Annotated in this window: 23 protein-coding genes, 1 tRNA gene and 1 pseudogene; 13 read left to right on the top strand and 12 right to left on the bottom strand. The window is 65.5% G+C overall.

Features of this window, described 5'->3' with window-relative positions; all coding sequences use genetic code 11:
• Positions 1-12: 12 nt before the first annotated feature.
• Together ACZ46K_RS06240 and ACZ46K_RS06235 are read right to left on the bottom strand one after the other, a co-directional pair.
• A complete protein-coding gene (locus ACZ46K_RS06240; RefSeq protein ID WP_464747224.1) occupies positions 13-1,071 on the bottom strand; it encodes a PDR/VanB family oxidoreductase in 1,059 nt (352 codons plus the stop codon).
• Positions 1,068-1,958 (bottom strand): metal-dependent hydrolase, encoded by an 891-nt coding sequence (locus ACZ46K_RS06235; RefSeq protein ID WP_054713001.1) that lies wholly within the window; start codon positions 1,956-1,958, stop codon positions 1,068-1,070. The genes ACZ46K_RS06240 and ACZ46K_RS06235 overlap by 4 nt, the downstream gene beginning before the upstream one ends.
• Before the next feature lie 106 nt (positions 1,959-2,064).
• Between ACZ46K_RS06235 and ACZ46K_RS06230 the strand changes: the two genes are divergently transcribed.
• Positions 2,065-2,700: a TetR/AcrR family transcriptional regulator gene (locus ACZ46K_RS06230; protein ID WP_054805498.1), complete on the top strand. Its 636-nt coding sequence runs from the start codon at positions 2,065-2,067 to the stop codon at positions 2,698-2,700.
• Here the strand turns inward: ACZ46K_RS06230 and ACZ46K_RS06225 are convergent.
• From ACZ46K_RS06225 to ACZ46K_RS06215, 3 genes are read right to left on the bottom strand one after another with little or no spacing between them, the layout of a single operon-like run.
• A complete protein-coding gene (locus ACZ46K_RS06225; RefSeq protein ID WP_054805497.1) occupies positions 2,688-4,181 on the bottom strand; it encodes an aldehyde dehydrogenase family protein in 1,494 nt (497 codons plus the stop codon). The two genes, ACZ46K_RS06230 and ACZ46K_RS06225, sit on opposite strands and share 13 nt — an antisense overlap.
• The gene (locus ACZ46K_RS06220; protein ID WP_054805496.1) at positions 4,181-5,710 is read right to left on the bottom strand and encodes an acyl-CoA synthetase; all 1,530 of its coding nucleotides are present in this window, start codon (positions 5,708-5,710) and stop codon (positions 4,181-4,183) included. Before ACZ46K_RS06220 ends, ACZ46K_RS06225 begins: the two co-directional genes overlap by 1 nt.
• A gap of 36 nt (positions 5,711-5,746) precedes the next feature.
• Positions 5,747-6,901, bottom strand: coding sequence for an acyl-CoA dehydrogenase family protein (locus tag ACZ46K_RS06215; RefSeq protein ID WP_464747223.1), 1,155 nt, complete (start codon positions 6,899-6,901; stop codon positions 5,747-5,749).
• Between the two features lie 153 nt (positions 6,902-7,054).
• On the opposite strand from ACZ46K_RS06215, the gene ACZ46K_RS06210 reads away from it, so the two are divergent.
• The 3 genes from ACZ46K_RS06210 to ACZ46K_RS06200 are packed head-to-tail and all read left to right on the top strand — an operon-like array spanning position 7,055 to position 8,805.
• Complete coding sequence (locus tag ACZ46K_RS06210; protein ID WP_054809784.1) at positions 7,055-7,675, top strand: TetR/AcrR family transcriptional regulator; 621 nt, start codon at positions 7,055-7,057, stop codon at positions 7,673-7,675.
• 39 nt (positions 7,676-7,714) lie between these two features.
• Complete coding sequence (locus ACZ46K_RS06205; protein WP_054712991.1) at positions 7,715-8,188, top strand: DUF309 domain-containing protein; 474 nt, start codon at positions 7,715-7,717, stop codon at positions 8,186-8,188.
• Positions 8,188-8,805 (top strand): LON peptidase substrate-binding domain-containing protein, encoded by a 618-nt coding sequence (locus ACZ46K_RS06200; protein ID WP_464747221.1) that lies wholly within the window; start codon positions 8,188-8,190, stop codon positions 8,803-8,805. The genes ACZ46K_RS06205 and ACZ46K_RS06200 overlap by 1 nt, the downstream gene beginning before the upstream one ends.
• Before the next feature lie 20 nt (positions 8,806-8,825).
• On the opposite strand, the gene ACZ46K_RS06195 is transcribed toward ACZ46K_RS06200, so the two are convergent.
• Positions 8,826-9,188 (bottom strand): MmcQ/YjbR family DNA-binding protein, encoded by a 363-nt coding sequence (locus ACZ46K_RS06195; protein ID WP_054805493.1) that lies wholly within the window; start codon positions 9,186-9,188, stop codon positions 8,826-8,828.
• A 123-nt stretch (positions 9,189-9,311) separates the two neighbouring features.
• Between ACZ46K_RS06195 and ACZ46K_RS06190 the strand changes: the two are divergent.
• A pseudogene (locus ACZ46K_RS06190) lies at positions 9,312-9,539 on the top strand (maleylpyruvate isomerase family mycothiol-dependent enzyme); the annotation flags it as partial.
• A 98-nt stretch (positions 9,540-9,637) separates the two neighbouring features.
• Positions 9,638-9,916, top strand: a complete 279-nt coding sequence (locus ACZ46K_RS06185; protein ID WP_464749524.1) for a hypothetical protein — start codon at positions 9,638-9,640, stop codon at positions 9,914-9,916.
• Positions 9,917-9,920: 4 nt separating this feature from the next.
• On the opposite strand, the gene ACZ46K_RS06180 is transcribed toward ACZ46K_RS06185, so the two are convergent.
• The 3 genes from ACZ46K_RS06180 to ACZ46K_RS06170 are packed head-to-tail and all read right to left on the bottom strand — an operon-like array spanning position 9,921 to position 12,795.
• On the bottom strand, positions 9,921-10,541 hold the full coding sequence (locus ACZ46K_RS06180) for a LutC/YkgG family protein (protein ID WP_464747219.1): 621 nt from the start codon (positions 10,539-10,541) through the stop codon (positions 9,921-9,923).
• Positions 10,538-12,046 carry a LutB/LldF family L-lactate oxidation iron-sulfur protein gene (locus ACZ46K_RS06175; RefSeq protein WP_054805492.1) on the bottom strand — a complete coding sequence of 503 codons (1,509 nt, stop codon included), beginning with the start codon at positions 12,044-12,046 and terminating at the stop codon, positions 10,538-10,540. The genes ACZ46K_RS06180 and ACZ46K_RS06175 overlap by 4 nt, the downstream gene beginning before the upstream one ends.
• Positions 12,043-12,795 carry a (Fe-S)-binding protein gene (locus ACZ46K_RS06170; protein WP_054809781.1) on the bottom strand — a complete coding sequence of 251 codons (753 nt, stop codon included), beginning with the start codon at positions 12,793-12,795 and terminating at the stop codon, positions 12,043-12,045. The genes ACZ46K_RS06175 and ACZ46K_RS06170 overlap by 4 nt, the downstream gene beginning before the upstream one ends.
• Positions 12,796-13,001: 206 nt before the next feature.
• Here ACZ46K_RS06170 and ACZ46K_RS06165 point away from each other — a divergent pair, with 206 nt between their 5' ends.
• From ACZ46K_RS06165 to ACZ46K_RS06155, 3 genes are all read left to right on the top strand, one after another.
• Positions 13,002-14,669 (top strand): L-lactate permease, encoded by a 1,668-nt coding sequence (locus ACZ46K_RS06165; protein ID WP_464747216.1) that lies wholly within the window; start codon positions 13,002-13,004, stop codon positions 14,667-14,669.
• Positions 14,670-14,703: 34 nt separating this feature from the next.
• Positions 14,704-15,417: a FadR/GntR family transcriptional regulator gene (locus ACZ46K_RS06160; protein WP_054809780.1), complete on the top strand. Its 714-nt coding sequence runs from the start codon at positions 14,704-14,706 to the stop codon at positions 15,415-15,417.
• 51 nt (positions 15,418-15,468) lie between these two features.
• Positions 15,469-15,545: transfer RNA gene (locus tag ACZ46K_RS06155), tRNA-Met, on the top strand.
• Between the two features lie 124 nt (positions 15,546-15,669).
• On the opposite strand, the gene ACZ46K_RS06150 is transcribed toward ACZ46K_RS06155, so the two are convergent.
• Complete coding sequence (locus ACZ46K_RS06150) at positions 15,670-16,140, bottom strand: DoxX family protein (RefSeq protein ID WP_054805491.1); 471 nt, start codon at positions 16,138-16,140, stop codon at positions 15,670-15,672.
• Between the two features lie 204 nt (positions 16,141-16,344).
• Between ACZ46K_RS06150 and ACZ46K_RS06145 the strand changes: the two genes are divergently transcribed.
• The 4 genes from ACZ46K_RS06145 to ACZ46K_RS06130 all read left to right on the top strand — a co-directional run bounded on the left by ACZ46K_RS06145 (position 16,345) and on the right by ACZ46K_RS06130 (position 20,463).
• Positions 16,345-17,277 carry a metal-dependent hydrolase gene (locus ACZ46K_RS06145; protein ID WP_464747214.1) on the top strand — a complete coding sequence of 311 codons (933 nt, stop codon included), beginning with the start codon at positions 16,345-16,347 and terminating at the stop codon, positions 17,275-17,277.
• 65 nt (positions 17,278-17,342) lie between these two features.
• Entirely contained in the window at positions 17,343-18,356 is a 1,014-nt protein-coding gene (locus ACZ46K_RS06140; protein WP_464749248.1) for a PDR/VanB family oxidoreductase, read from the top strand.
• A gap of 8 nt (positions 18,357-18,364) precedes the next feature.
• Positions 18,365-19,270: an alpha/beta fold hydrolase gene (locus tag ACZ46K_RS06135; RefSeq protein ID WP_054806473.1), complete on the top strand. Its 906-nt coding sequence runs from the start codon at positions 18,365-18,367 to the stop codon at positions 19,268-19,270.
• Between the two features lie 35 nt (positions 19,271-19,305).
• The gene (locus tag ACZ46K_RS06130; protein WP_464747212.1) at positions 19,306-20,463 is read left to right on the top strand and encodes an AI-2E family transporter; all 1,158 of its coding nucleotides are present in this window, start codon (positions 19,306-19,308) and stop codon (positions 20,461-20,463) included.
• Positions 20,464-20,479: 16 nt separating this feature from the next.
• On the opposite strand, the gene ACZ46K_RS06125 is transcribed toward ACZ46K_RS06130, so the two are convergent.
• Both ACZ46K_RS06125 and ACZ46K_RS06120 read right to left on the bottom strand, forming a co-directional pair.
• Entirely contained in the window at positions 20,480-21,124 is a 645-nt protein-coding gene (locus ACZ46K_RS06125) for a CoA transferase subunit B (RefSeq protein WP_054806474.1), read from the bottom strand.
• On the bottom strand, positions 21,121-21,867 hold the full coding sequence (locus ACZ46K_RS06120; protein ID WP_054806475.1) for a CoA transferase subunit A: 747 nt from the start codon (positions 21,865-21,867) through the stop codon (positions 21,121-21,123). Before ACZ46K_RS06120 ends, ACZ46K_RS06125 begins: the two co-directional genes overlap by 4 nt.
• Between the last annotated feature and the right edge of the window lie 149 nt (positions 21,868-22,016).

The following is a 22,016-nucleotide window of genomic DNA, read 5'->3' as shown; positions in this document are numbered from 1 at the left end:
GTCCGACTCGTTTCACAGGTCGATTTCGAGTGTGGATCCGGCAGCGCGCGACACGCACGGGAGCATCGATCCCGATCGCTCCTCATCGAGGAGACGCGTGTCGCGATGGTCGACGTCGCCGGACACCACACGCACCTTGCAGCTTCCGCAGAAGCCTTGCCGGCATGAATAGGCCGCGGACGGGACGGCACGCCGCAACGCCGAGAGCGCGGTCTCATCCGCAGCGACCTCGACGGTGGTTCCCGTCCGTGCGAGACGCAGCGCGAACGGTTCGCCCCCGACCACGGGCGGCGGGCTGAAACGTTCGGTGTGCAGCGAGCAGGTCGGTGCCACGTGCGGGACCTGCTGGTAAGCGTCTTTGATGAGGGGCGACGGACCACACAGGTAGATGGCGGCGTTCGGCCGGGCATGACCGAGGATCTCGGTGATCGGGGTGATGCCGAACTCGTCGTCGGGCCGGATCAGAACGTCGCCACCGGACAGCGCCGACAGTTCATCGAGGAAGGGCATGGTGTCGCGGGACCGGCCGAGATAGACCAGCGTCCACGGGATCCCGGCGCCGGCGGCACTGCGGATCATCGGCAGGATCGGCGTGACTCCGATGCCGGCGGCGACGAAGAGGTACGACGGCGCGACGGCGAGAGGAAACGCATTGCGGGGCCCACGGATCCGGATCGTGCTGCGTTCGTCGACAGTGTCGTGGATCTCGGCGGAGCCGACGCCGTCGTCGACGCGGCGGACTGCGATGCGGTAGCGGGTCCGGTCTGCGGGATCGCCGCACAGGGAGTATTGGCGCTGCAGTCCCGACGGCAGGAAGACGTCGAGATGCGCACCGGGAACCCAGGCGGGCAGCGACCCACCATCGGGTGAGGCCAGTGTCAGGGAGACGACTCCGTCGGCTTCCACGGTGCGGGTCTCGACGTGGAGCACCCGGTCGTAGTCGCTGTGCCGCACGGGGGCAGGTCGCGACAGGATCGGAGCGAGGCGGCTCTCACTGAACAGCCTCGAGTAGGCCCTGGTCGCGTGCATCACCGCGCCGAGGAACGGCGACGGTGTGGTGACGGTGCTCATGCTGCGGCCTCCCGGGCTGCGGGCGACTGGGCGAGGTAGCGGACGGCCTTGTCGATGTCGCCCATGCGCGAGGGGTGGAAGTCGCGCTTCAGGTACGGCGGGATCTGCTTCGCGAGGAAAGTCAGAGTGGGGATCATCGATGCCTTCGCCGAGCGCCGGTAGGCGCGGGGCCACCACACGCGACGCGTTTCGGTGGTGTCGATGCGGTACATGTAGGCGGTGGTGCTGAACCACAGGATCGCCAGGCCTGCGAACGCGATGAATGCGGTGCGCACACGGCGTGCGTAGCTGCCGTCCACATATTGGAAGGCGTCGTACGCGACGTTGCGGTGTTCCATCTCCTCGGCGCCGTGCCAGCGCAGCAGGTCGAGCATCGTCGGATCGACACCGCGTCGGTCGAACGGGGCGTTGTCGATCAACCACTCGCCGACGACGGCAGTGAAGTGCTCGGCGGCGGCGTAGATACCGAGGCGTTCGCGCAGCCAGATCCGTCCCGCGCGGCCCTCGAGGCCATGGTCGCCGAAGATCTGATCGACGATGTATCCGATGCGGTCGAGGACGGGCGCGATGTCGACGTCGTGCTCGGCGAGGTACTTGCGGAAGCTCTCATGGGAGCTCGCGTGCGTGGCTTCCTGACCGACGAATCCGACGACCTCTTCGTGCAGGCGCGGGTCGTCGATGTACTCCAGGGATCGGCCGAAGACGTCTGCCATGGCGCGTTCGCCCTCGGGGAGTACGAGGTGCATGACGTTCCAGAACTGCGTGGCGTACGAGTCGCCGGGGACGTACTGCAGTGGCACCCCGGACCAGTCGAAGCGCACGTTGCGAGCGGTGATCGCAAGCGCCTCTTCGCTGTAGGGCGTCGGAACACCGTGATGTGACGACATGCCTGACTCCTCGGTTGTTACGTGTTACTGGAAGATACAGCGAAGATACATTAGGACGTTGCGTGTATCAATGTTTCATTCGGACGGATCGGGATAGCCTAGGACGATGCCAGCCGAACAACCGCCTGCCGCCGATGTCGCGTCCACCGTCGGCGCCACCAACCCGCCGGAAATCGAGTCGATCCTCGATGCGGCCGAGGCCCAGTTCAGCGAGGTCGGCGTCAAACTGACGACGATCAACGACATCGCTCGACGTGCCGGCGTGGGGCGGGTGACGATCTACCGACGAATCGGCGGTCGGGACGAGATCGCGCACGCCGTGACCACCCGGAGCGCCGCGCGTCTGATCGAAGAGGTCGTCGCCACGGCCCGAGCCGCCGAGACCATCGACGACATGATCGGCAACGTCTTCGCCACCACCGTCATTCGCATGCGCGAACACCCCGTCTGGAATCGGATGCTCACCCTCGAGGCCGCGAGTTCGCTACCCCGATTGACGACCGATGGGGGCGCACTCCTCACGAACGCCACGCACGCGGCCGCCGCCATCCTCGACGAAGCCGTGAAATCCGGACTGATGCCCGCCGTCGAGGACCTCGCCGCACGCGCCGAGGTCCTCGTCCGGGTTGCTCATTCCGTTGTTCTCACGCCGCAGGCGGTGATACCCCTCGGATCACGCGACGAGCTGGTGTCGTTCGCGCAGTCACATCTGCTTTCGATCGTGGTACCTCACCGGGCGTGACGCAGCCCCAGCACGCGCCGCAGCACCGGCAGCACGTACGACTTGCGGCGAAGCGCAATCAGCTCGAATCCCGGTAACCGGAAGCGCTGGCGCACCACGCTGCGGGTGCGGACGAACTCGCGCATCCCGTCGACCCCGTGGACGCGCCCGAACCCGCTCTCACCGACCCCGCCCATCGGGACGGCACCCATGCCGGCGAACGCGACGACGGAGTTGATCGTGACCTGGCCCGCGCGGAGCCGCTCAGCGATCTCGACACCGCGCCGACGCGAGAACACCGACGCACCGAGCGCGAAGTCGCTCGCATTGGCCAACTCCACGGCCTCGTCGACGTCGGTGACCGTCCGCACCGTCACCACCGGGCCGAACGTCTCCTCCCTGACTGCGGCCGAGCCCTCGTCTGCGTCGAGTATCACGACCGGTTCGATGTACCGGTCGCCCACCGATTCGGGCCCTCCGAGCAGCAGCTGCCCGCCGTCCTTCACAGCAGCGGCAATGTGGCGACGCACCACGTCGATCTGGGCGGGCATCGTCATCGGCCCATACGTGGCGTCGTCACCGCTGCCCGGTCGCACTTGATCGAGCTGACCGCGTAGTTCCGCGAGGAACCTGTCTCTGACCTCGCGGACGACATAGACACGTTCGACACCCACACAGGTCTGACCGGCATTGGAGAATCCACCCCACGCGATGGCGCGCGCCGCGGCCTTCACATCGGCGTCCTCTGCCACGACGACGGGGTCCTTGCCGCCGCACTCGAGCAGCACCGGTGTGAGGGTGTGCGCGCATTGCGCCATGATCTTCTTGCCGGTGCGTGTCGACCCGGTGAACCCGACCTTGTCCACGCCGGCGTTGCAGAGCAGGGCGCCGGTCTCCCCGAAACCCGTCGTCAGCTCCAGAACACCCGACGGCGCAGCTGGATTCGCCCGGTAGAACGCGTCGACGTACCAGGCCGCAACCGCAGGCGTGTACTCGCTCGGCTTCAGCACCACGGTGTTGCCCGCTGCGAGCGCGAACGAGACCGAACTGTTCGGAGCGTAGAGCGGATAGTTCCACGGTGAGATGATGCCGACCACCCCGAGCGGCGTGTACTCCACGTCTGTCGCGTAATTCGCGAAGAGCAGCCCCGGGCCCGACTTCGGCGGACGCAGCGCGCGGGCGGCGTTGTCCTCCGCCCAGCGCATGTGTTCGACGGCCAGAACGACTTCGATGAAGGCATCGTCGCGCGGCTTGCCGTTCTCCCGATGGATCAGGTCGATGACCTCGTCGGCGTTACGCCAGATCCACGTCCGCCACCGCCGCAGGTGGGCGCCGCGGCCGCTCATACCCTGGCGCTTCCACCACGGGAGCGCCGACCGCGCGCGATCGACCCGCAGCTGTACAGCCTGCTCGTCGTGGATGCGGAACCGCTCGACTTCCTCGTCCGTCGCCGGATCGAGGGAGCGGAACTCCTCGTCGGATACCTGGATTTCAGAGCTCATCAGGACCGCTCGGCCAGGGCTTCCCGAAGCTCACGCTTGAGGATCTTGCCTGCCCCGGACATCGGGATGGCGTCGACGAACTCGACACTGCGTGGTGTCTTGTAGCCGGCGATGTGCTCCTTGCAGAATGCCTGCAGCTCTTCGGCAGTGACCTCGGCGCCCGCCGCCAGGATCACCACGGCGTGCACGGTTTCGCCCCAGGTCTCCGACGGCAACCCGATCACCGCGGACTGCGCGACCGCCGGATGCTTGCTCAGGGCGCTCTCGACCTCGGCGGAGTACACGTTCTCTCCCCCGGTCACGATCATGTCCTTGAGTCGGTCGACGACGAAGACGAATCCGTTCTCGTCGAGGTAGCCGCCGTCGCCGGTGTGGTACCAGCCGTCGCGCAGGACGGCTGCGGTTTCGGCAGGCTTGTTCCAGTAGCCCTGCATGACATGTCCACCACGCACACAGATCTCGCCGACGGTACCGGTAGGAACAGGGTTGCCGCCGGTGTCGACGATCCGCAGTTCCGAATGCGGTGCGGCCTGTCCACCCGAGCGCAGTGTGGCTCCCCTGTGATCGTCCGGGAGCAGCAGCGACGCGACGGGCGCGACCTCGGTCATGCCGTACGCCTGGGTCATTCGCACACCCGGGAACATCGTCAGGATCCGATTGGCCAGACCTTCACCGATCGGCGAACCGCCGTAGAGGATCCGCTGCATCGCCGACAGATCGTATTCGCTCACCGAGGGGTGATCGACGAGGAGCTGCAACATGGTCGGGACCAGCAGGACATCGGTCGGGCGATACTGCTCGATCGCCTTCAGTACCGCGACCGGTTCGAAGAACGGCACGATGATGTGAGGTCCGCCGAGCATGACCTGACCTGCCCACGCGGCCAGGTCGGCGAGGTGGAACATCGGTGCGGCATGCAGGAAACGTGCGTCACCGGACAAGAGTTCGCCGGTGGCGACCGTTCCGGCTGCCGAGGTCACCATGTTCGTGTGGCTGAGCATCACGCCTTTGGGGAATCCGGTGGTTCCGCCGGTGTAGAAGATGCCGGCCAGCTCATCGCCGGAACGTCGTGCATCCTCGACCGGTTCGTGGGTGGCAATCAGCTCTTCGTACGACACGGCGCCTTCGGGGGCATCGTTCTCACCCGCGTGGATAATGACGCCCAGGTCAGGGCAGGCGCCGCGCAGAGCGGGAATGGCCGCCGCGAACGCGTCGTCGACAATGAGTACCTTCGTGCCCGAATCGTTGAGCGAGTAGGCGATCTCGGCGGGGCTCCACCGGATGTTGACGGGGTTTAGAACAGCGTCGGCCCACGGGACCGCAAGGAGGTATTCGGCGTAGCGGTCGCTGTTGAGCGAGAGCATCGCGACGCGGTCGCCTGAGGTCACCCCGAGGCTGTGCAGACCGGCTGCGAGACGAGCGATGCGATCGATGTGTTCGCGGAACGTGCGTGTGCGATCGCCGTAGATGGTGGCGGGCGCCTCGGGAGTGCACTGCAGGGCACGGTGCAGGCCTTGGGTCAGGTACATCGAAGCTCCAGGATCTCCGGGGAAGGGTGAGAGGTCTTACAACGAACGGGCGATGATGTCCTTCATGACCTCGTTGGCGCCGGCGTAGATCTTCTGCACTCGGCTGTCGGTGAACATGCGCGCAATCGGGAATTCATTGGTGTACCCGTAGCCGCCGAACAGCTGCAGGCAGCGGTCGACGATCGCGCACTGCTGGTCGCTGGTCCAGTACTTCGCCATCGCGGCGGTGGGGACGTCGAGTTCGCCTCGGAGGAACTTGGCGATGCAGTCGTCGACGAAGGTCCGTGCGATGCGGGTGACGGTGGCACACTCGGCGAGCTCGAAGCGGGTGTTCTGCATGGCCATGAGCGGCTTGCCGAAGATATTGCGTTCCTTCGTGTATGCGGTGGTCACCTCGACGGCGTGCTCCATCATCGCAACACTTGCCACTGCGCAGATCAGGCGTTCGTTGGGGAGCTGTTCCATCAGCTGGACGAACCCCCGGCCTTCGTCGGGTCCGAGGAGGTTCTCCGCCGGGATCCGCAGGTTGTCGAAGAACAGTTCGGCGGTGTCCTGGCCCTTCTGCCCGATCTTGTCCAGCACGCGTCCGCGCTCGAATCCCGGTGTGTCGTCGGATACCTCGGCGATGAGCAGCGACAGGCCCGACGCCCGCGCCTCCGGATCAGTCTTCGCGGCGATGATCACCAGGTCGCAGTTGCGGCCGTTGGATATGAAAGTCTTTGCGCCGGAGACGAGATAGCCGTCTCCGGACTTGGCGGCGCGCGTGCTGATGGCCTGCAGGTCGGATCCGGTTCCCGGCTCGGTCATCGCGATGGCACCGATCCACTCCCCCGACGCCAGCTTCGGCAGCCAACGCTGTTTCTGCTCTTCGGTGCCGTAGGCGAGGATGTAGTGCGGAACAATACCGGTGTGCACGCCGAGCTGCATCGCGCTGTCACCGGAGCGGATCTGCTCCTCGAACAGGATCGCTTCGTAGGCGAAGGTGCCGCCGCCTCCGCCGTATTCCTCCGGGATCGACATGCACAGAAGCCCCAGATCGCCGGCTCTGCGGTAGACGGATCGGTCGGGATAACCCTGCTCGATGAACTTCGGCTCGAGCGGCGCCACTTCCTTGGTGAAGAAGTCGCGGGCGAGTTCGCGAACGGCAGCCGACTCGCTCGCATCGGGCGTGGTGATGAGTGCTGTGGACACGGTTCCTCCGGTGTCGCGCGATGATCGGGTTCGCTTCTGTCCCCGTGAGTGCTCCTAAAGTAATGTGCTTGTTGGCACACTGTCAATAACAATTTCCGCGCCGGAATTTCTCCCACTCGAAATGGCGGCCATCAGGAGTGAGAAGGTATTTCCATGAGCTTGGAGGCCGAACCCCGGCGACAGCGTCTCGAACCCGACGCACGTCGCCGCCAGATCCTCGACTGCGCCATCCGATTGTTCGGCGAACGCCCTTACGCATCCGTGTCGGCCACCGAACTCGCGAAGGAAGCCGGTGTCGCGAGAGGCCTGATCAACCACTACTTCGGGGGCAAGCGCGACCTCTATCTCGAGGTCATCAAAGCGATGGTCACCGTGCCACCACCGGACCGCCTGACCGTCCCCGACGGGACCCTCGCCGAACGCGCGGACGCCTTCATCGGCTGGTTCCTGACCATCCTCGAACGACACGGCAAGACCTGGCTCGTCGCAGTCGCCGGCGGCGGCATGGCAAGCGACCCGGACGTCGGCAAGATCCTCAGCGACGCTGACGACCTTGCCGCTGATCGCCTGCTCGAGGCACTCGGACCCGCCATCACCGAAGAAGAGGCCCTCGCACTCCACCCGATGATTCGTGCCTACGGCGGTCTGATCAAATCCACCGGCCGGGAATGGATCGAACGCCGAACACTGACCCGCGAACAGGTGCACACGCTACTCACCGACACTCTCGTCGTGATCGTCGAATCGACCATCGGGGCATCCCGCTCCGCGTGAGAGTGCCGCCGGGGACACACCGTGGACTAACCTGGGTCCATGTCGGATCGGGACCGGACCTCGGACGGGAAACCGCAGAACGCACGACCTCGCGACGCACTGGGTCGCCCTCTGCCCTACGGCGAAGAGGGGGTCGAGGGAATTCCTGAGGACGCGCAATTCGACCCCGACGAGGCGATCACCGAAGGTCAACGACTCTTCGACCACGGGTACCCGTTCCACGCCCACGAGGTGTTCGAGTCGGTCTGGAAGTCGTGCGAGCCCGAGGAACGCCCCCTGTGGCAGGGACTGGCACAGCTCTCGGTCGGGCTCACCCACCTGCTTCGTGGCAACGTGAAAGGCGCTACGTCGGTGCTGAAGCAGGGGCAAGCGCGAATACGTCACTACGAGGACGAACCACCACACGGTCTCGACATCGACGGGCTCTCCGCGTGGGCCGACCATCTGCTCACCGAGATCGAACGCGGCGACCCGATCCCAGAACCTCCGACACCACGGTTGAGGATGCCCTGATGCCGATTCTCCCCATGTTTCCACTGGGTACAGCACTGCTTCCCGGAGACCACCTTCCCCTGCGGGTGTTCGAACCGAGGTATCAAGAACTGGTCCGCGACTGCATGGCCGCACCCGACGGCCCGCGATTCGGCGTCGTGCTCATCTCCCGCGGGCACGAGGTAGGTGGCGGCGATCAGCGCACCGACGTGGGCACCGTCGCCCGAATCATGGTCGACAACGAGCTCGGCGGCGGACGGCACACCCTGGAATGCATTGCCGAAGAACGCATTCGCATCAACGAGTGGCTTCCCGACGATCCGTATCCACGCGCTGAGGTCGAGGAGTGGCCCGACACCGACTCCGCCGCCGTGGATCTGACCGAACTCACCGTGCATCTGGGCCGGCTCTACGGTCTGCTCGACAAACTCACCGACGGGCGCGCGGCGCCCCCGCCCGACGATCTTCCGACCGACCCAGGCGCGCGCCTCTTCGCTCTCGCCCGGCACATCCCGATGGGCGAGGCCGACCGGTACGCGATACTCAGCGCGCCAGGTCCCGAGGAGAGACTCGTTTCGCTCATCGAATCCATCTCGAGCACAATCGACCTCGCGGAGTGGCGGCTGAAGAACGGCTGACCGTGCGGTGCCTTGCGTCGTCACATATCGTGTTCCGCGAGCCACCGTTGACGCCGACGCGGTGATGCCTGCGCCAACCAGGCATCCTCGATCACCTCGGCCAGCTCCTGACGGCTGATCTCGCCGATCCTGCTCGTGCGTAGGAGGACCGACGGGTGACCGTCGAAATGCGGGGTGGTGAAGAAGGGCGTGTCGGGATCCTGGATCAGTGCGAGTTTGTCGGATTCGGACGGCACCCAGAAGACCACCACATCGGTGTATCGCTCGCCTGTGTCGGGGTCCTTCGCGTCCGGTCGTGGCGTACGGAAGAAGACGAACGACTTACGACCCACTTGATAAACGGAGTTGCCTTTGGGCCCGATCTCGACCGTGACGTCGGGCATGGCCGACGCCAAAATGTGAATGTCCTGAACCCGCGCCTTCGTCACACGATCACCACGTCCAGGGTACGTCGCTTGTGAGAATTCACGGGCGGAACGGCACCGCAGCGGTCGTACTGTGAGAGCGTGGACATTCGAGAACAGATCGTGGCCGAACGCGCGGAACTCGTCGAACTCCTCCGTTCACTGACGCCCGCCCAGTGGGACTCGCCGTCGCTCTGCGACGGGTGGTCGGTGCGTGACGTCGCGGGCCACCTGACGATCGATTCGGTGCCCCTGTACCGCTACGCTCTCGCCGGTGTCGTCCATCCATCGGCCGATCGCCTCAACGAGCACTACGTCGTCGCGGCACGTGATGCCCCCGTCGATCGCCTCGTCGACAGGTTGTCGGCCTCGACTTCCCATAGCTGGACGCACGATACTTTCCTCGCCTGTGCCTCGCCGATCATCTTGTGCACCAGCAGGACATCCGCAGGCCGCTGGGGCTTCCACGAACGATCGACCCCGACCGGCTCCGGCTCGTGCTCGATCACCCGGATCCGTTCGCCCGACCCCGACGCTATATCCGAGAACTCCGGCTCGTCGCGACCGACCTGGAGTGGGAACGCGGCGACGGGCCCGTCGTACAAGGTCCCGGGGAGGCACTCGCGCTGGCGATGGTAGGCAGGGCCGCAGTGCTCGACGAATTGGACGGCGTCGAACTGCTGCGCCTACGTATCGGTCGGTCCTGAGCACTCAGACGATCACCACATCGAGGGTCCGCGGACCGTGCACCCCCTCGACGCGTTCGAGTTCGATGTCGGATGTCGCCGAGGGTCCGCTGATCATCGTGGTGGGCCGCTCCGGCACCAACCTGGCCAGCGCCTCCGGCACGCCGACCTCGACGCTGCTCATCGGCACCACGCACACATGCAGGTCGGGCACCAGCGTCAGAGCCCGGCGGCCCTGATCGGGATTGCCGTCGAGGAAGATCGTGCCGGTCTCGGCGCACGACACCGTCGACGCGGTCACGACACCGTCGAGGCCCTCGAGGTCGGGCGCAGGGACGTCGGCACTGTCGACGACGATCTCACCGTCGAACTCGGACAGCCATGAAGCATCCAGCCCCGCAGGTATCCCCACACGGCGGACACCTCGCTCGTTCAGCACACGTGCGATCGTGGCGGGTAGTTCCTCGACAGTGCTGCGATGCACATGAGCCTTGTAGTCGACGAGCCGATCGACGAACAACTCGTAGCGTTCGTCGTCGGGAAGCACCCGACCGGTGCGGTACTCACGTGGAATGTCCACGGGCATCGGCGGCGCCAGCACACTGGCATCGCGGATGCGTCCCAGGATCGTGTCGCGCGACGTCATTGCGCCTCTCCGTTCTCGCGCGCCTGCGCGATCGCCGCAGCGCCCTCGTCGGACTGCCACCATTGCCGGAAGGTCTGTTTCGGGGGTGCCGGGATGTCACGAGCTGCCGTCCATCCCGCGAGTGGGCCGGGAAGGTTGGAGATCTTGCCCTTCTTCCCCGCGACGATCCGCAACGCTCCGGCAGCCTTCTGCGCCGCGGTCCAACGCGCAGACGTCGACATCGCCACCGAAGCGGCCTTCATGACCGCAGCCTCAGGCCCGAACTTTGCATGTTCGACCTTCTGATGCCGCAATTCGACCAGGAGCGAAGGGATGTCGATCTTCACCGGGCAGGCGTCGTAGCAGGCTCCGCACAGGCTCGAGGCGAACGGTAGGGTCGCGTTGGGGTCGCCGGGTTCGCTCATGCCGGCCAATTGAGGGCTGAGCACCGCACCGATCGGGCCAGGATACGTGGATCCGTAGGCATGCCCGCCGGTGCGCTCGTACACGGGGCACACGTTCAGGCATGCCGAGCACCTGATGCAGTGCAATGCTTCGCGTCCCACGCGGTCGGCGAGCGCCGCGGTGCGGCCGTTGTCGAGGAGTACGAGATGGAAGTTCTGCGGTCCGTCGCCAGGGGTGACCCCCGTCCACATGGAGGTGTACGGATTCATCCGCTCACCTGTGGACGACCGGGGCAGCAACTGCAGGAACACTTCGAGATCGCGATAGGTGGGCAGCAGCTTCTCGATACCCATGACGGTGATCAGGGTGTCGGGCAGGGTCAGGCACATGCGGCCGTTCCCTTCGGATTCGACGACGGCGAGCGTGCCGGTCTCCGAGATCCCGAAGTTCGCTCCGGACACCGCGACGGGGACGGTCATGAACTTCTGGCGCAGGAACTTGCGGGACGCTTCGGCAAGATGCGCGGGGTTGTCATCGAGATCCGGGTCCACGCCGGCCATCTCGCGCAGGAAGATCTCGCGGATCTCGGTGCGGTTGCGGTGGATCGCCGGAACCAGGATGTGCGACGGCTTGTCGTGTCCGAGCTGGACGATGAGCTCGGCGAGGTCGGTCTCGTATGCGTGGATACCCTCGGCCTCGAGGTGTTCATTGAGGCCGATCTCCTGCGTGGCCATCGACTTGACCTTGATGACCTCGTCGGATCCGGTCTCTCGGACGAGCCGCGTCACGATGGCGTTGGCTTCGGCGGCATCCGCAGCCCAGTGCACGATTCCGCCGCGTGCGATCACCGCAGCTTCGAGTTGCTCGAGCAACTCGGGAAGTCGGTTCAGTACATCTGTTTTGACGGCAGCACCGGCGTCGCGCAGCTGTTCCCAGTCGGGGATCTCACCGGTGACGTTGAGCCGCTTTGTGCGGATGGTATGGGTCGCTTTGCCGATGTTGCGCCGCAGCTGCCCGTTCGCGAGCTCGTGATGTGCTGCGGCCGGGAAGGTTTCGGTTCCGCGCAGATTACCGAACCCGCGCGGCGGGATCGACGGCAATCCGAGTGCCGTGGATGTCATACCGGAACCACCTTCGACTCGGTGGCGCAGAGTATCTCGGCGAGATGGATTGTCCGGGTTCCCGTCTGCAACCGCGACATACCGCCGCCGATGTGCATCAGACAGGACGAATCGCTCGCACTGCAGAACTCGGCGCCCGTGGTCGATACGTTACGGATCTTGTCGGCCAGCATCGCGGTGGAGGTCTCCGCATTCTTGAGTGCAAATGTGCCGCCGAAGCCGCAGCACGAGTCGGCTTCGGGGAGTTCGACCAGGTCGATTTCCCGGACCGCGCGCAGCAGCTGGAGGGGTTTGTCGCCGACACGCAGCATCCGCAGTGAGTGACACGTGGGGTGGTAGGTCACGCGATGCGGGAAGTAGGCACCGACATCGGTGACGCCGAGGACGTCGACGAGGAATTCCGACAATTCGTAGGTCTTGGCCTTGACCGTGTCCACGCGACCACACAGGCTCGGGCTGCCGTATCGCGACGCGACGATCTCGTGCTGGTGCCGAACCGAACCGACGCAGGACCCGGACGGTACGACCACGGCATCGATGGAGGCGTCACCGAACGTGTCGGCGTAGTTCTCGACGAGGGGCAGCGCGTCGGGCTGATAACCGGTGTTGACGTGCATCTGGCCGCAGCACGTCTGAGATTCGGGGAAGACGACCTCGTGCCCGAGCCTGGCAAGCAGGAGGGCGGTGGCTTTGACTGCATTCGGGAACAACGTGTCGCCCAGACACGTGGCGAACAGCGCGACTCGCATGGGGAACTCCGCATCGGCTTGTGTGGTCTGACCACACCCTAGCCGATCCCCGTGGACGCCGTCACAAGATTTCGAAATTTCCCGATTTCGTACCGGGGACTCGATTGTGACCCGCATCATGGTGTAGCTTCCCTGTGGTCTGACCACGTGGTCAGACCACACAGCCAGTCGCCGCACACTGCGGCCGCGACCTCAGGAGCCCTCTTGTGGAAACCGACCTGCTCGCGGTGACCTTCACACCGTCGACGACCGCCGTCGCCGGTAGCCTCACTGCCTCCGCACTGCTCGGCCTGGTGCCGCTGCTGACCTTCTTCGTCCTACTTGCCGGGTTCAAGCTCAAGGCCTGGTATTCCGGACTCGGCGCGCTCGCCGTTGCTCTGATCATCGCGGTGGTCGGATTCGGAATGCCTGCACCGCTCGCCGGGCTGTCGGCACTGCAAGGCATCGCGTTCGGTCTGTTCCCCGTGATGTGGATCGTGGTCACCGCGATCTGGTTCTACGAACTCACCGTCGTCAGCGGCCGGTTCGAAGACCTGCGGCAGGTGTTCAACTCGGTCGGCCGCGGCGACATGCGCGTACAGGCGATGCTCATCGCATTCTGCTTCGGCGGCATGCTCGAGGCCCTCGCCGGATTCGGTGCACCCGTAGCCATCACCGGCGCCATGCTGATCGCGATCGGAATGCCCCCCATCCGCGCCGCCGTCACCGTCCTGGTCGCGAACACCGCACCGGTCGCCTTCGGCGCCATGGCAATTCCGATCACCACCGCCGGCAACCTCACCGGCATCCCCGCCACCGAGATCGCGGCCGTCGTCGGACGCCAGACCCCGTTGCTGGCACTGTTCGTGCCGATGCTGTTGCTGTTCCTCGTAGACGGTCGTCGCGGCTTCCGCCAGGTATGGCCGATCGCGCTCGTCACCGGTGCCGCGTTCGCGCTTGCCCAGTTCTGGTGCTCGAGTCACTTCTCGTACGAGCTGACCGACGTCGTCGCCTCCCTCGTGGGTCTGGCCGCCGCAGTGATCATGCTGCGCTTCTGGGGTCCTCGCACCCCGGACGACCAGCTCTCGCAGGCGTCGGCCGAAGCCATCGGCCCCACCCGCACGATGTTCGCCCTGTTCCCGTACCTGCTCGTCATCGTCGTGTTCGGCATCGCCAAGCTGTGGACGATCGGAGTCGACATCCCGAAGTGGCTGGCATCCACCGACATCAAGATCGAATGGCCGGGCCTGTACGGAAACCTGCTCAACGAGGACGGCTCGGCGTCGACTGGCGCGATCTACACCCTGCCGTGGCTGTCCACTCCGGGCACGCTCCTGCTCATCTCGGGCGCCATCGTCACCCTCGTCTACGCGGTGTGGACCCACGCCGGCAAGTTCCCGATGACCGCACGTCTCGCCGTGGTCACCTTCGGCAGCACCACATGGAAGATGCGCCTGGCCATCGCCACGGTGGCGACGGTGCTGGGACTGTCGTACGTGATGAACCAGTCCGGACAGACCGTCGCGATCGGCACCTGGCTCGCCGGCACCGGCGCGATCTTCGCGCTGTTCTCACCGATCCTCGGCTGGCTGGGTACCGCCGTCACCGGGTCCGACACCTCGGCCAATGCGCTGTTCGCTCGCCTACAGCAGGCCGCGGGTCAGACCGCCGGTATCGACCCGACGCTGCTGGTCGCGGCGAACACCTCCGGTGGCGTGGTCGGCAAGTTGATCAGTCCGCAGAACCTCACGATCGCGGCGACCGCCGTCGACCGGCCCGGCAGTGAGCCGGAACTGTTGCGCAAGGTCGTCTGGTACAGCGTCGGCATGCTCGCGATCCTGTGTGTGCTGGTGTACCTGCAGTCGACGCCGGTGCTGTCCTGGATGCTGCCCTGACCTGCCCCGACGCAGAAGCATAGGCTGTCGAGTCATGTCGCCACAGTCCGAACCACGCGCGTGGGAACACGTGCTGAACCATCTCGAGCAGATGCTGGTATCCGGGGAGCTCTCCCCGGGCCAGCGCCTGCCCGGCGAACGTGTGCTCGCCGCCGAGCTCGGAGTCGGACGGTCGTCGGTGCGGGAAGCACTGCGCGTGATGGAAGCGATGGGTCTGCTCAAATCTCAGACCGGGTCGGGACCCACCTCCGGCGCGATGATCGTGTCGCGGCCCACGGGCGGGATGGCGATGCTCATGAGGATGCAGGTCGCGGCCCAGAGCTTCCCGGTCTCCGATGTCGTACAGACGCGCCTCGTCCTCGAAACCGAGGTGATGCAGTTGCTCGCCACTCGCAACCCCACACCGGATCTGGGCAATGCGGAGGAGTTGCTCGACGCGATGGACGACACCGAGCTGGCGGCGAACGAGTTCCTGGTGCTCGACTCGCAGTTCCACATCGCGATGGCAGACGCCGCAGGCAACCAGGTGATCGCGGCGATGATGGCCGGGTTGCGTGAGTCGATCGAGGGCTACGTTCTCGCCGGGGCGCCACTCGCGATCTGGCCGACGACGTGCGGGCGGCTGCGGCACGAACACCGTGGGCTGGTCGAGGCGGTGCGTGCCGGTGATCCTGATCTCGCACGGTGTCGGATCGAGTCCCATATCCGCGGGTACTACTCCGAAACGATCGGCTCTCCGCGCCGGTAGAACCGCCCTGGTAATCGCACCCCGAAACATCGTGTACTGTTAGCAATGCAACGCGGGGTGGAGCAGCTCGGTAGCTCGCTGGGCTCATAACCCAGAGGTCGCAGGTTCAAATCCTGTCCCCGCTACCACCACCGGCCCGGACTCATTCGAGTCCGGGCCGGTTTGCTGTCGGAGCCCACCGGTGCGGGCGCACACTACCGCCCGATCCGGCGGAACGGCACTGAGCGTCACCTATTATTTCAGCAGCTGCGGTCAGCGAGCGGGCCGGCCGCTTCGGCGGCGTCCGGCGATCAGATGATCGATCCCCACTCGACCGGAGCCGAAGGCGGCGAGCATGAGCGAGAGCAGACCGAGCGCGATGACCAGCTCCGGGCCGTTGTGATCAGTCGCGTAGAGCCCGCTGGTATGCACGAAAATCCATGCTCCCGCCATATTCACCGCCATCAGGACCCCGACGAGGCGCACAGCCAGCCCGAGGATCATGGCGACACCGCCGACGAATTCGAACAGCACGTTCGCCGGTCCGGTGATCGCCGCGAGAGGGATATTCGATTGCTCGAACAGCTCCCCTACACCGGTGATGCTGCCGCCGGCGAAGTCGTATTCGAGCTTCGCGTGCGCGATCATCAAGATTCCCAAACCGATACGTGCAGCCAGCAATATCCCATCGCGAGCGACGAGGGCGGCCGTGTCGGTGGACGGCACCGATGTGTTCGTGTTCATCGTGGACGGCCCCCTTCTCTCTCTTCACCATCCGTCGTCATCGTCATGCACATTGAGACTCCTGCATGAACCGGAACTCATCGCCGCCCCGGGTGAACTTCCCCTTCGCCTCGGCGAACGCGGGCGGGCCACGGCTGTCCGGTCAATGTCGGCCCGCCGGAACCCACTTATATATGACTTCGAGTTACGGTAACCTTCGCTCACATGAACACCTGCAGCCGCGTGCACGGTCCTGCTTCCTCCGTGAGCACTGTGACGTCCACCGCACCAGATCGAGTTCTCCTGCACGCCCGCGACGTCCATTTCGACTGGAGCACGCTGCCCGCGCATTGGGTCCCCGGTGATCCGTTCAGCACCCACGTGCTCAACGTGCTGCATCTACTCCTCCCCGCCGGGGAGGAGTGGTTCGTCGAGACCTTCGAAGAAGCACTCCCCCACATCCACGACGAGGAACTCCGCGAAGACGTCCTCGGCTTCATCGGGCAGGAAGCGGTCCACGCCAACGCGCACCGAGGTGTTCTCGAGCACCTCCACGCTCGAGGCCTCGACCCCACGCCGTTCACCGACCAGATCCACTGGATGTTCGGGCGACTCCTCGGACCGCGACCCCTGACCGGTCTGCGCGCGGAGAACTACCTCGTCGAGCGTCTCGCCATCATCGCGGCGATCGAGCACGTCACGGCGTTCCTCGGCGACTGGGTGCTCAACGCGCAAGGACTCGACGCAGCGGGAACGGATCCCACGATGCTCGATCTGCTGCGTTGGCACGGCGCGGAAGAAGTCGAGCACCGCAGCGTCGCGTACGACGTGATGCGCTATTTCGACCCTGGTGAAGCGCGACGCCTGCGGACGCAGATAATCGTCGCCCCCGTTCTCACCTGGTTGTGGATTCGCGGCACCCGGTTCCTCATGGCAAGCGACCCACAACTCGCTGATGGTTCCGGGCGTACGCGCACACCGCACGTCTCCGACTGGCTCGCCGCAAGCCGGCGCGGCACCATGCCCGGGCCGCTCGACCTCGCCAAGCGACTGTCGCGGTACTTCCACCGCACGTATGCCCCGAGCCACGAGGGCTCGACCGCTCAGGCCGTCCGCTACCTCGCGACCTCCCCCGCCGCCCGGGGAGCAAACCGGTGACGCGCCTCCTGGACCGCCGGGACGGTCCGCGCGACCTCCGCGGACGTAGCCGTCCCGACCGTGGGATGAGCGTGCTGAAGGTGCTGGTCGACCGGTACATCGGCGTGGTCGCCCCGCTGGGCACCGGGACCGACAACGTTGCACGGCCAGACCCGGAGATTCGACTCATTGTGTCGCACAAGGAGGTCGTGGCTGCCGACGAGGATGTGGTGCGGCTGACGCTACAGGCGCCGGACGGCACCGCGCTACCGTCGTGGCACCCTGGTGCGCACATCGACGTGCACCTGGAGTCCGGACGGCGCCGGCAGTACTCGCTGTGCGGAGACCCCGCAGACGCCGGCAGCTACGTCGTGGCGGTGCGCCGTGTGCCCGACGGCGGTGGCGGCTCACTCGAAATGCACGCGCTCCAACCCGGTGACACAGTGACGGTGCGGGGACCTCGCAATGGATTTCCGTTCGTCGCGGATGGGCCGGCACTCTTCGTCGCGGGCGGCATCGGGATCACGCCGATCCTCGCGATGACGCGCGCTGCCGAACTCGCCGGAACCGACTGGCTCCTCGTGTACACAGGCCGGAGTCGCAGCGCGATGCCGTTCGTCCGTGAGCTCGAACAGCGCTACGGCGCCCGGGTTTTCATCCGCCCCGACGACGAATACGGCATCCCCACCGCCGCCGACCTCCTGGCCGCCGCACCCATCGGAGGCGCCGTCTACTGCTGCGGTCCTACATCGATGCTCGATGCCGTGCGAACCGGATTCGACGACACCGACGCCCGCGCACTGCATTTCGAACGGTTCGGCGCACCACCCATCGTCGACGGCCGTCCGTTCGAGGTGCAGCTGGCGAGCACCGGCGAGGTCCTTCCAGTGTCCGCCGACGAATCGGCACTCGACGTGATCCGCCGACACCGCACCGATGTCGCCTACTCCTGCCGGCAAGGGTTCTGCGGCACATGCCGCACACGCGTCCTGTCCGGCAACCCCGACCACCGCGACAACCGCCTCACCGACGACGAACGCCGCGAGGAGATGCTCGTCTGCGTCTCCCGCGCCGACGGCCGCCTCGTACTCGACCTCTGAGGAACCACATGCGCACACGTACCGTCACCAACGGACCTATCCGCCTTCACACCGTCGAAGAAGGAAACCCCGACGGTCCGACATTGATCCTCGTGCACGGCTGGCCCGACACCCATGCCCTGTGGGACAGGGTCGTGCCGCACCTGACCGACGAATTCCGCATCATCCGGTTCGACAACCGCGGCGCGGGGGCCTCCACCGTTCCCCGCAGTGTCGCGGACTACCGTCTGGCACATCTCGCGTCCGACCTGTTCGCGGTGATCGATGCGGTGAGCCCCGACGAACCCGTTCACCTCCTCGGACACGACTGGGGCGCGGTGCTGTGCTGGGAGGCGGTATGCGAACCGGGCGCCGCCGCGCGGATCGCGTCGTACACCTCGGTGTCCGGTCCCAACCTCGACCATCTGGGAATGTGGATGCGACGACGGCTCAGGGAGTTGCGCCCCCTGGGGCCGCTCGAGCAGGCGCTGGCGTCGGCGTACACGGTTCTCTTCCAGATACCCGGACTTCCGGTGCCCGCGCTGCGGTGGTGGTTCTCGCGGCACTGGCCCGGCTTCGTCGGTGCCTTCGACCGAACCGACCCCTCCGTGATCGGGCCGGTTGCGCCGACCGTCGCCGACGACATGGTGCACGGCATGAAGTTGTACCGGGCGAATGTGCGGCGTCATCTGCTGCGGCCGCGAGAACGCCGAACCGATATTGCCGTGCAGCTCGTCCAGAATCTCCGCGACCTGGCCGTACGACCCGTCGGATACGAGGACACCGACCGGTGGGTGTCCGATCTTCATCGCGTACCCCTCGACGCCGGGCATTGGTCGCCACGGTCGCATGCCGATGAACTGGCCGCTCTCACAGCTCGGTTCATTCGGGCCACCGAGGTCGGTACCGCCGCGCCGCGGGTGACCACCGGGTAGATTCCGCGTCATAGCCGATCGCCCGGGGAGGTGCGATGAGCAACGACGTGACCGCAACCGATCGTCCGCGCGCGCCCCGCTGGGTGCGCCCGACGATCATCGCGGTGCTCTTCGCAGTCGCGTTCTACCAGATGTCGGGGTGGCTGTTCCACAACTTGAAAGGCTTTCTCGGCCTGCTGTTCCTGGCATGGCTGTTCAGCGTCACGATCGAGCCGATCGTCGACTTGCTCGAGCGGCGCGGCCTACGACGAGGTGCGGGCACCGGGATCGTGCTGGTCAGCCTCTTCATCCTCGTGGTCGGGTTCTTTGCGCTGTTCGGTGCGCTCCTCGCCGAACAGGTAGCGCAGCTGCTCACCACCCTTCCGGACGCATTGTCCCGCGTGACGGACTGGGCGAACCAGACATTCGATACCAACTTCAAGACCGGCGACGATCTACTCCACATCACGCCCGATACGATCCGCGATCTCGCGCAGCGATTCACACCGGGTGTGCTCGGCGTCGTCAGCACCCTCGTCGGCGCGCTCTTCCAGCTGTTGACGATGCTTCTGTTCGTCTTCTACATGTCCGCGCAGGGACCGCAGATGCGGCGGATGATCTCGAGCTGGTTTCCCGCAAGGCAGCAGAAGGTGATTGCGCAGGTATGGGAAACGTCGGTCGACAAAGCCGGCGGTTACGTGGTCTCACGGCTTATTCTCGCCGCGTTCAGCACCTTCTTCACGGGCATCTTCCTGCTGATCATCGGTGTGCCGTACTGGTTGCCACTCGCAATCTGGACCGGCGTGGTCTCACAGTTCATCCCCACTCTCGGTACATATCTGGCCATCGCTCTACCCGCGATCATTGCTGCCGCAGCGCAACCACTGGACGGGGTGTGGGTGATCGTGTTCGGCACGCTCTACCAACAGGTGGAGAACTATGTGCTGCACCCGCGCATCACAGCGCGTACGGTGGCGATCCATCCCGCCGTGGCTTTCGGATCGGTGATAGCCGGGGCGACACTGTTCGGACCGATCGGAGCGCTCGTCTCCGTCCCGGTGGTGGCAATTCTGCAAGCGCTCGTCGAATCCTATGGAACGCGCTACACACTCGTCGAGCACTCCCCCGAGTCGGAGAAGCCGGACGAGTCGGAGAAGCCGGACAAGTCGAAGAGCGCAGTGCCTCCGGACCCAGAGGATCCGGAGGCACACTGACGCCGAAGCGGCAGAGTCAGACGATGAGCTTCGCGGCCGTATTGGCAACCACTTCTTCGGTGGTGACGCCCGGCGCGGTCTCGACGAGCTTCAGTCCCTCGTCGGTGACATCGATGACGGCGAGATCGGTGATGATCCGCTGCACGCAACGCCTACCCGTGAGGGGAAGTGCACACTCCTCGAGAATTTTCGGCTCACCCTTCTTCGTCACGTGATCCATCATCACGATGACGCGTTTGGCGCCGTGCACGAGGTCCATCGCGCCGCCCATGCCCTTGACCATGGCACCCGGAATCATCCAGTTGGCGATGTCACCCTTGGCCGACACCTGCATCGCGCCGAGCACTGCGACGTCGATCTGACCACCGCGGATCATGCCGAACGACTGCGACGAGTCGAAGTACGAAGCACCGGGAATCGCGGTGATCGTCTCCTTACCCGCGTTGATGAGTTCGGGATCGAGCTCATCCTCGGTGGGGTACGGGCCTACACCGAGCACTCCGTTCTCTGCGTGCAGGATGACCTCGATGCCGGGCTCGATGAAGTTCGGCACCAGCGTCGGCATCCCGATACCGAGGTTGACGTACTGGCCGTCGCGCAGTTCCGCGGCGACCCGCGAGGCCATCTGTTCGCGGGTCATGCCCTTGGCGGTCTGTGTCATGAGCGCACCGTCCGATTCTCGATTCCGACCTCGACCTTGCCGACGGGCACGACCCTCTGCACATGGATGCCGGGAGTGTGGATCTCGTTGGGATCCAGTTCGCCCGGCTCGACGAGATGCTCGACCTGCGCGATCGTGACCCGGCCCGAGGCCGCGGCGGGCGGGTTGAAGTTGCGGGCCGAGGCCCGGTAGACGAGGTTGCCGTGCCGGTCGCCCTTCCAGGCGTGCACGAGTGCGTAGTCGGCGGCGATGCCTCGTTCCATCACGTAGGTCTGGCCGTCGAACTCGCGGGTTTCTTTCGGCTTCGACGCGAGCTTGATGCCGCCGTGTCCGTCGTAGCGCAGCGGCAGGCCGCCCTCTTCGACGGCAGTGCCGACACCCGCGGGGGTGAAGAACGCGGGGATGCCCGCGCCGCCGGCACGCATCCGCTCGGCGAGTGTGCCCTGCGGCGTGAGCTCTACTTCGAGTTCACCCGAGAGGTACTGGCGGGCGAACTCCTTGTTGGCACCGACGTACGACGAGATGGTGCGTCGGATTCGGCCCTTCTCGAGAAGCAGGCCGAGACCGAAACCGTCGGTACCGCAGTTGTTGCTGACAGTCTCCAGGTCGGTCGCGCCCTGTTCGAGAAGCGCGTTGATGAGGATCTCGGGGATGCCGACCAGGCCGAATCCGCCGACGGCGATGGTCACACCGTCGGGAATGTCGGCTACGGCCTCGGCGGCGGAGGCAACGACTTTGTCCATGCATGCCAGAATAACCGGTGACGTGCGTAATGTGAACCCTCGTCCGCTATGCGAACAGATCCGATTCGAACCGTTGCCTCACGCGCCGGTCCGTTCTAGCCTTGTCCGCATAGCGTCCATCCGTCCTCATTGCGAACAAATGGAGCATG

This window comes from Rhodococcus sp. JCM 9793 (assembly GCF_055380405.1).
The sequence above is the reverse complement of the archived record's forward strand: the minus strand, read 5'-3'. Positions and strand labels throughout refer to the sequence as shown.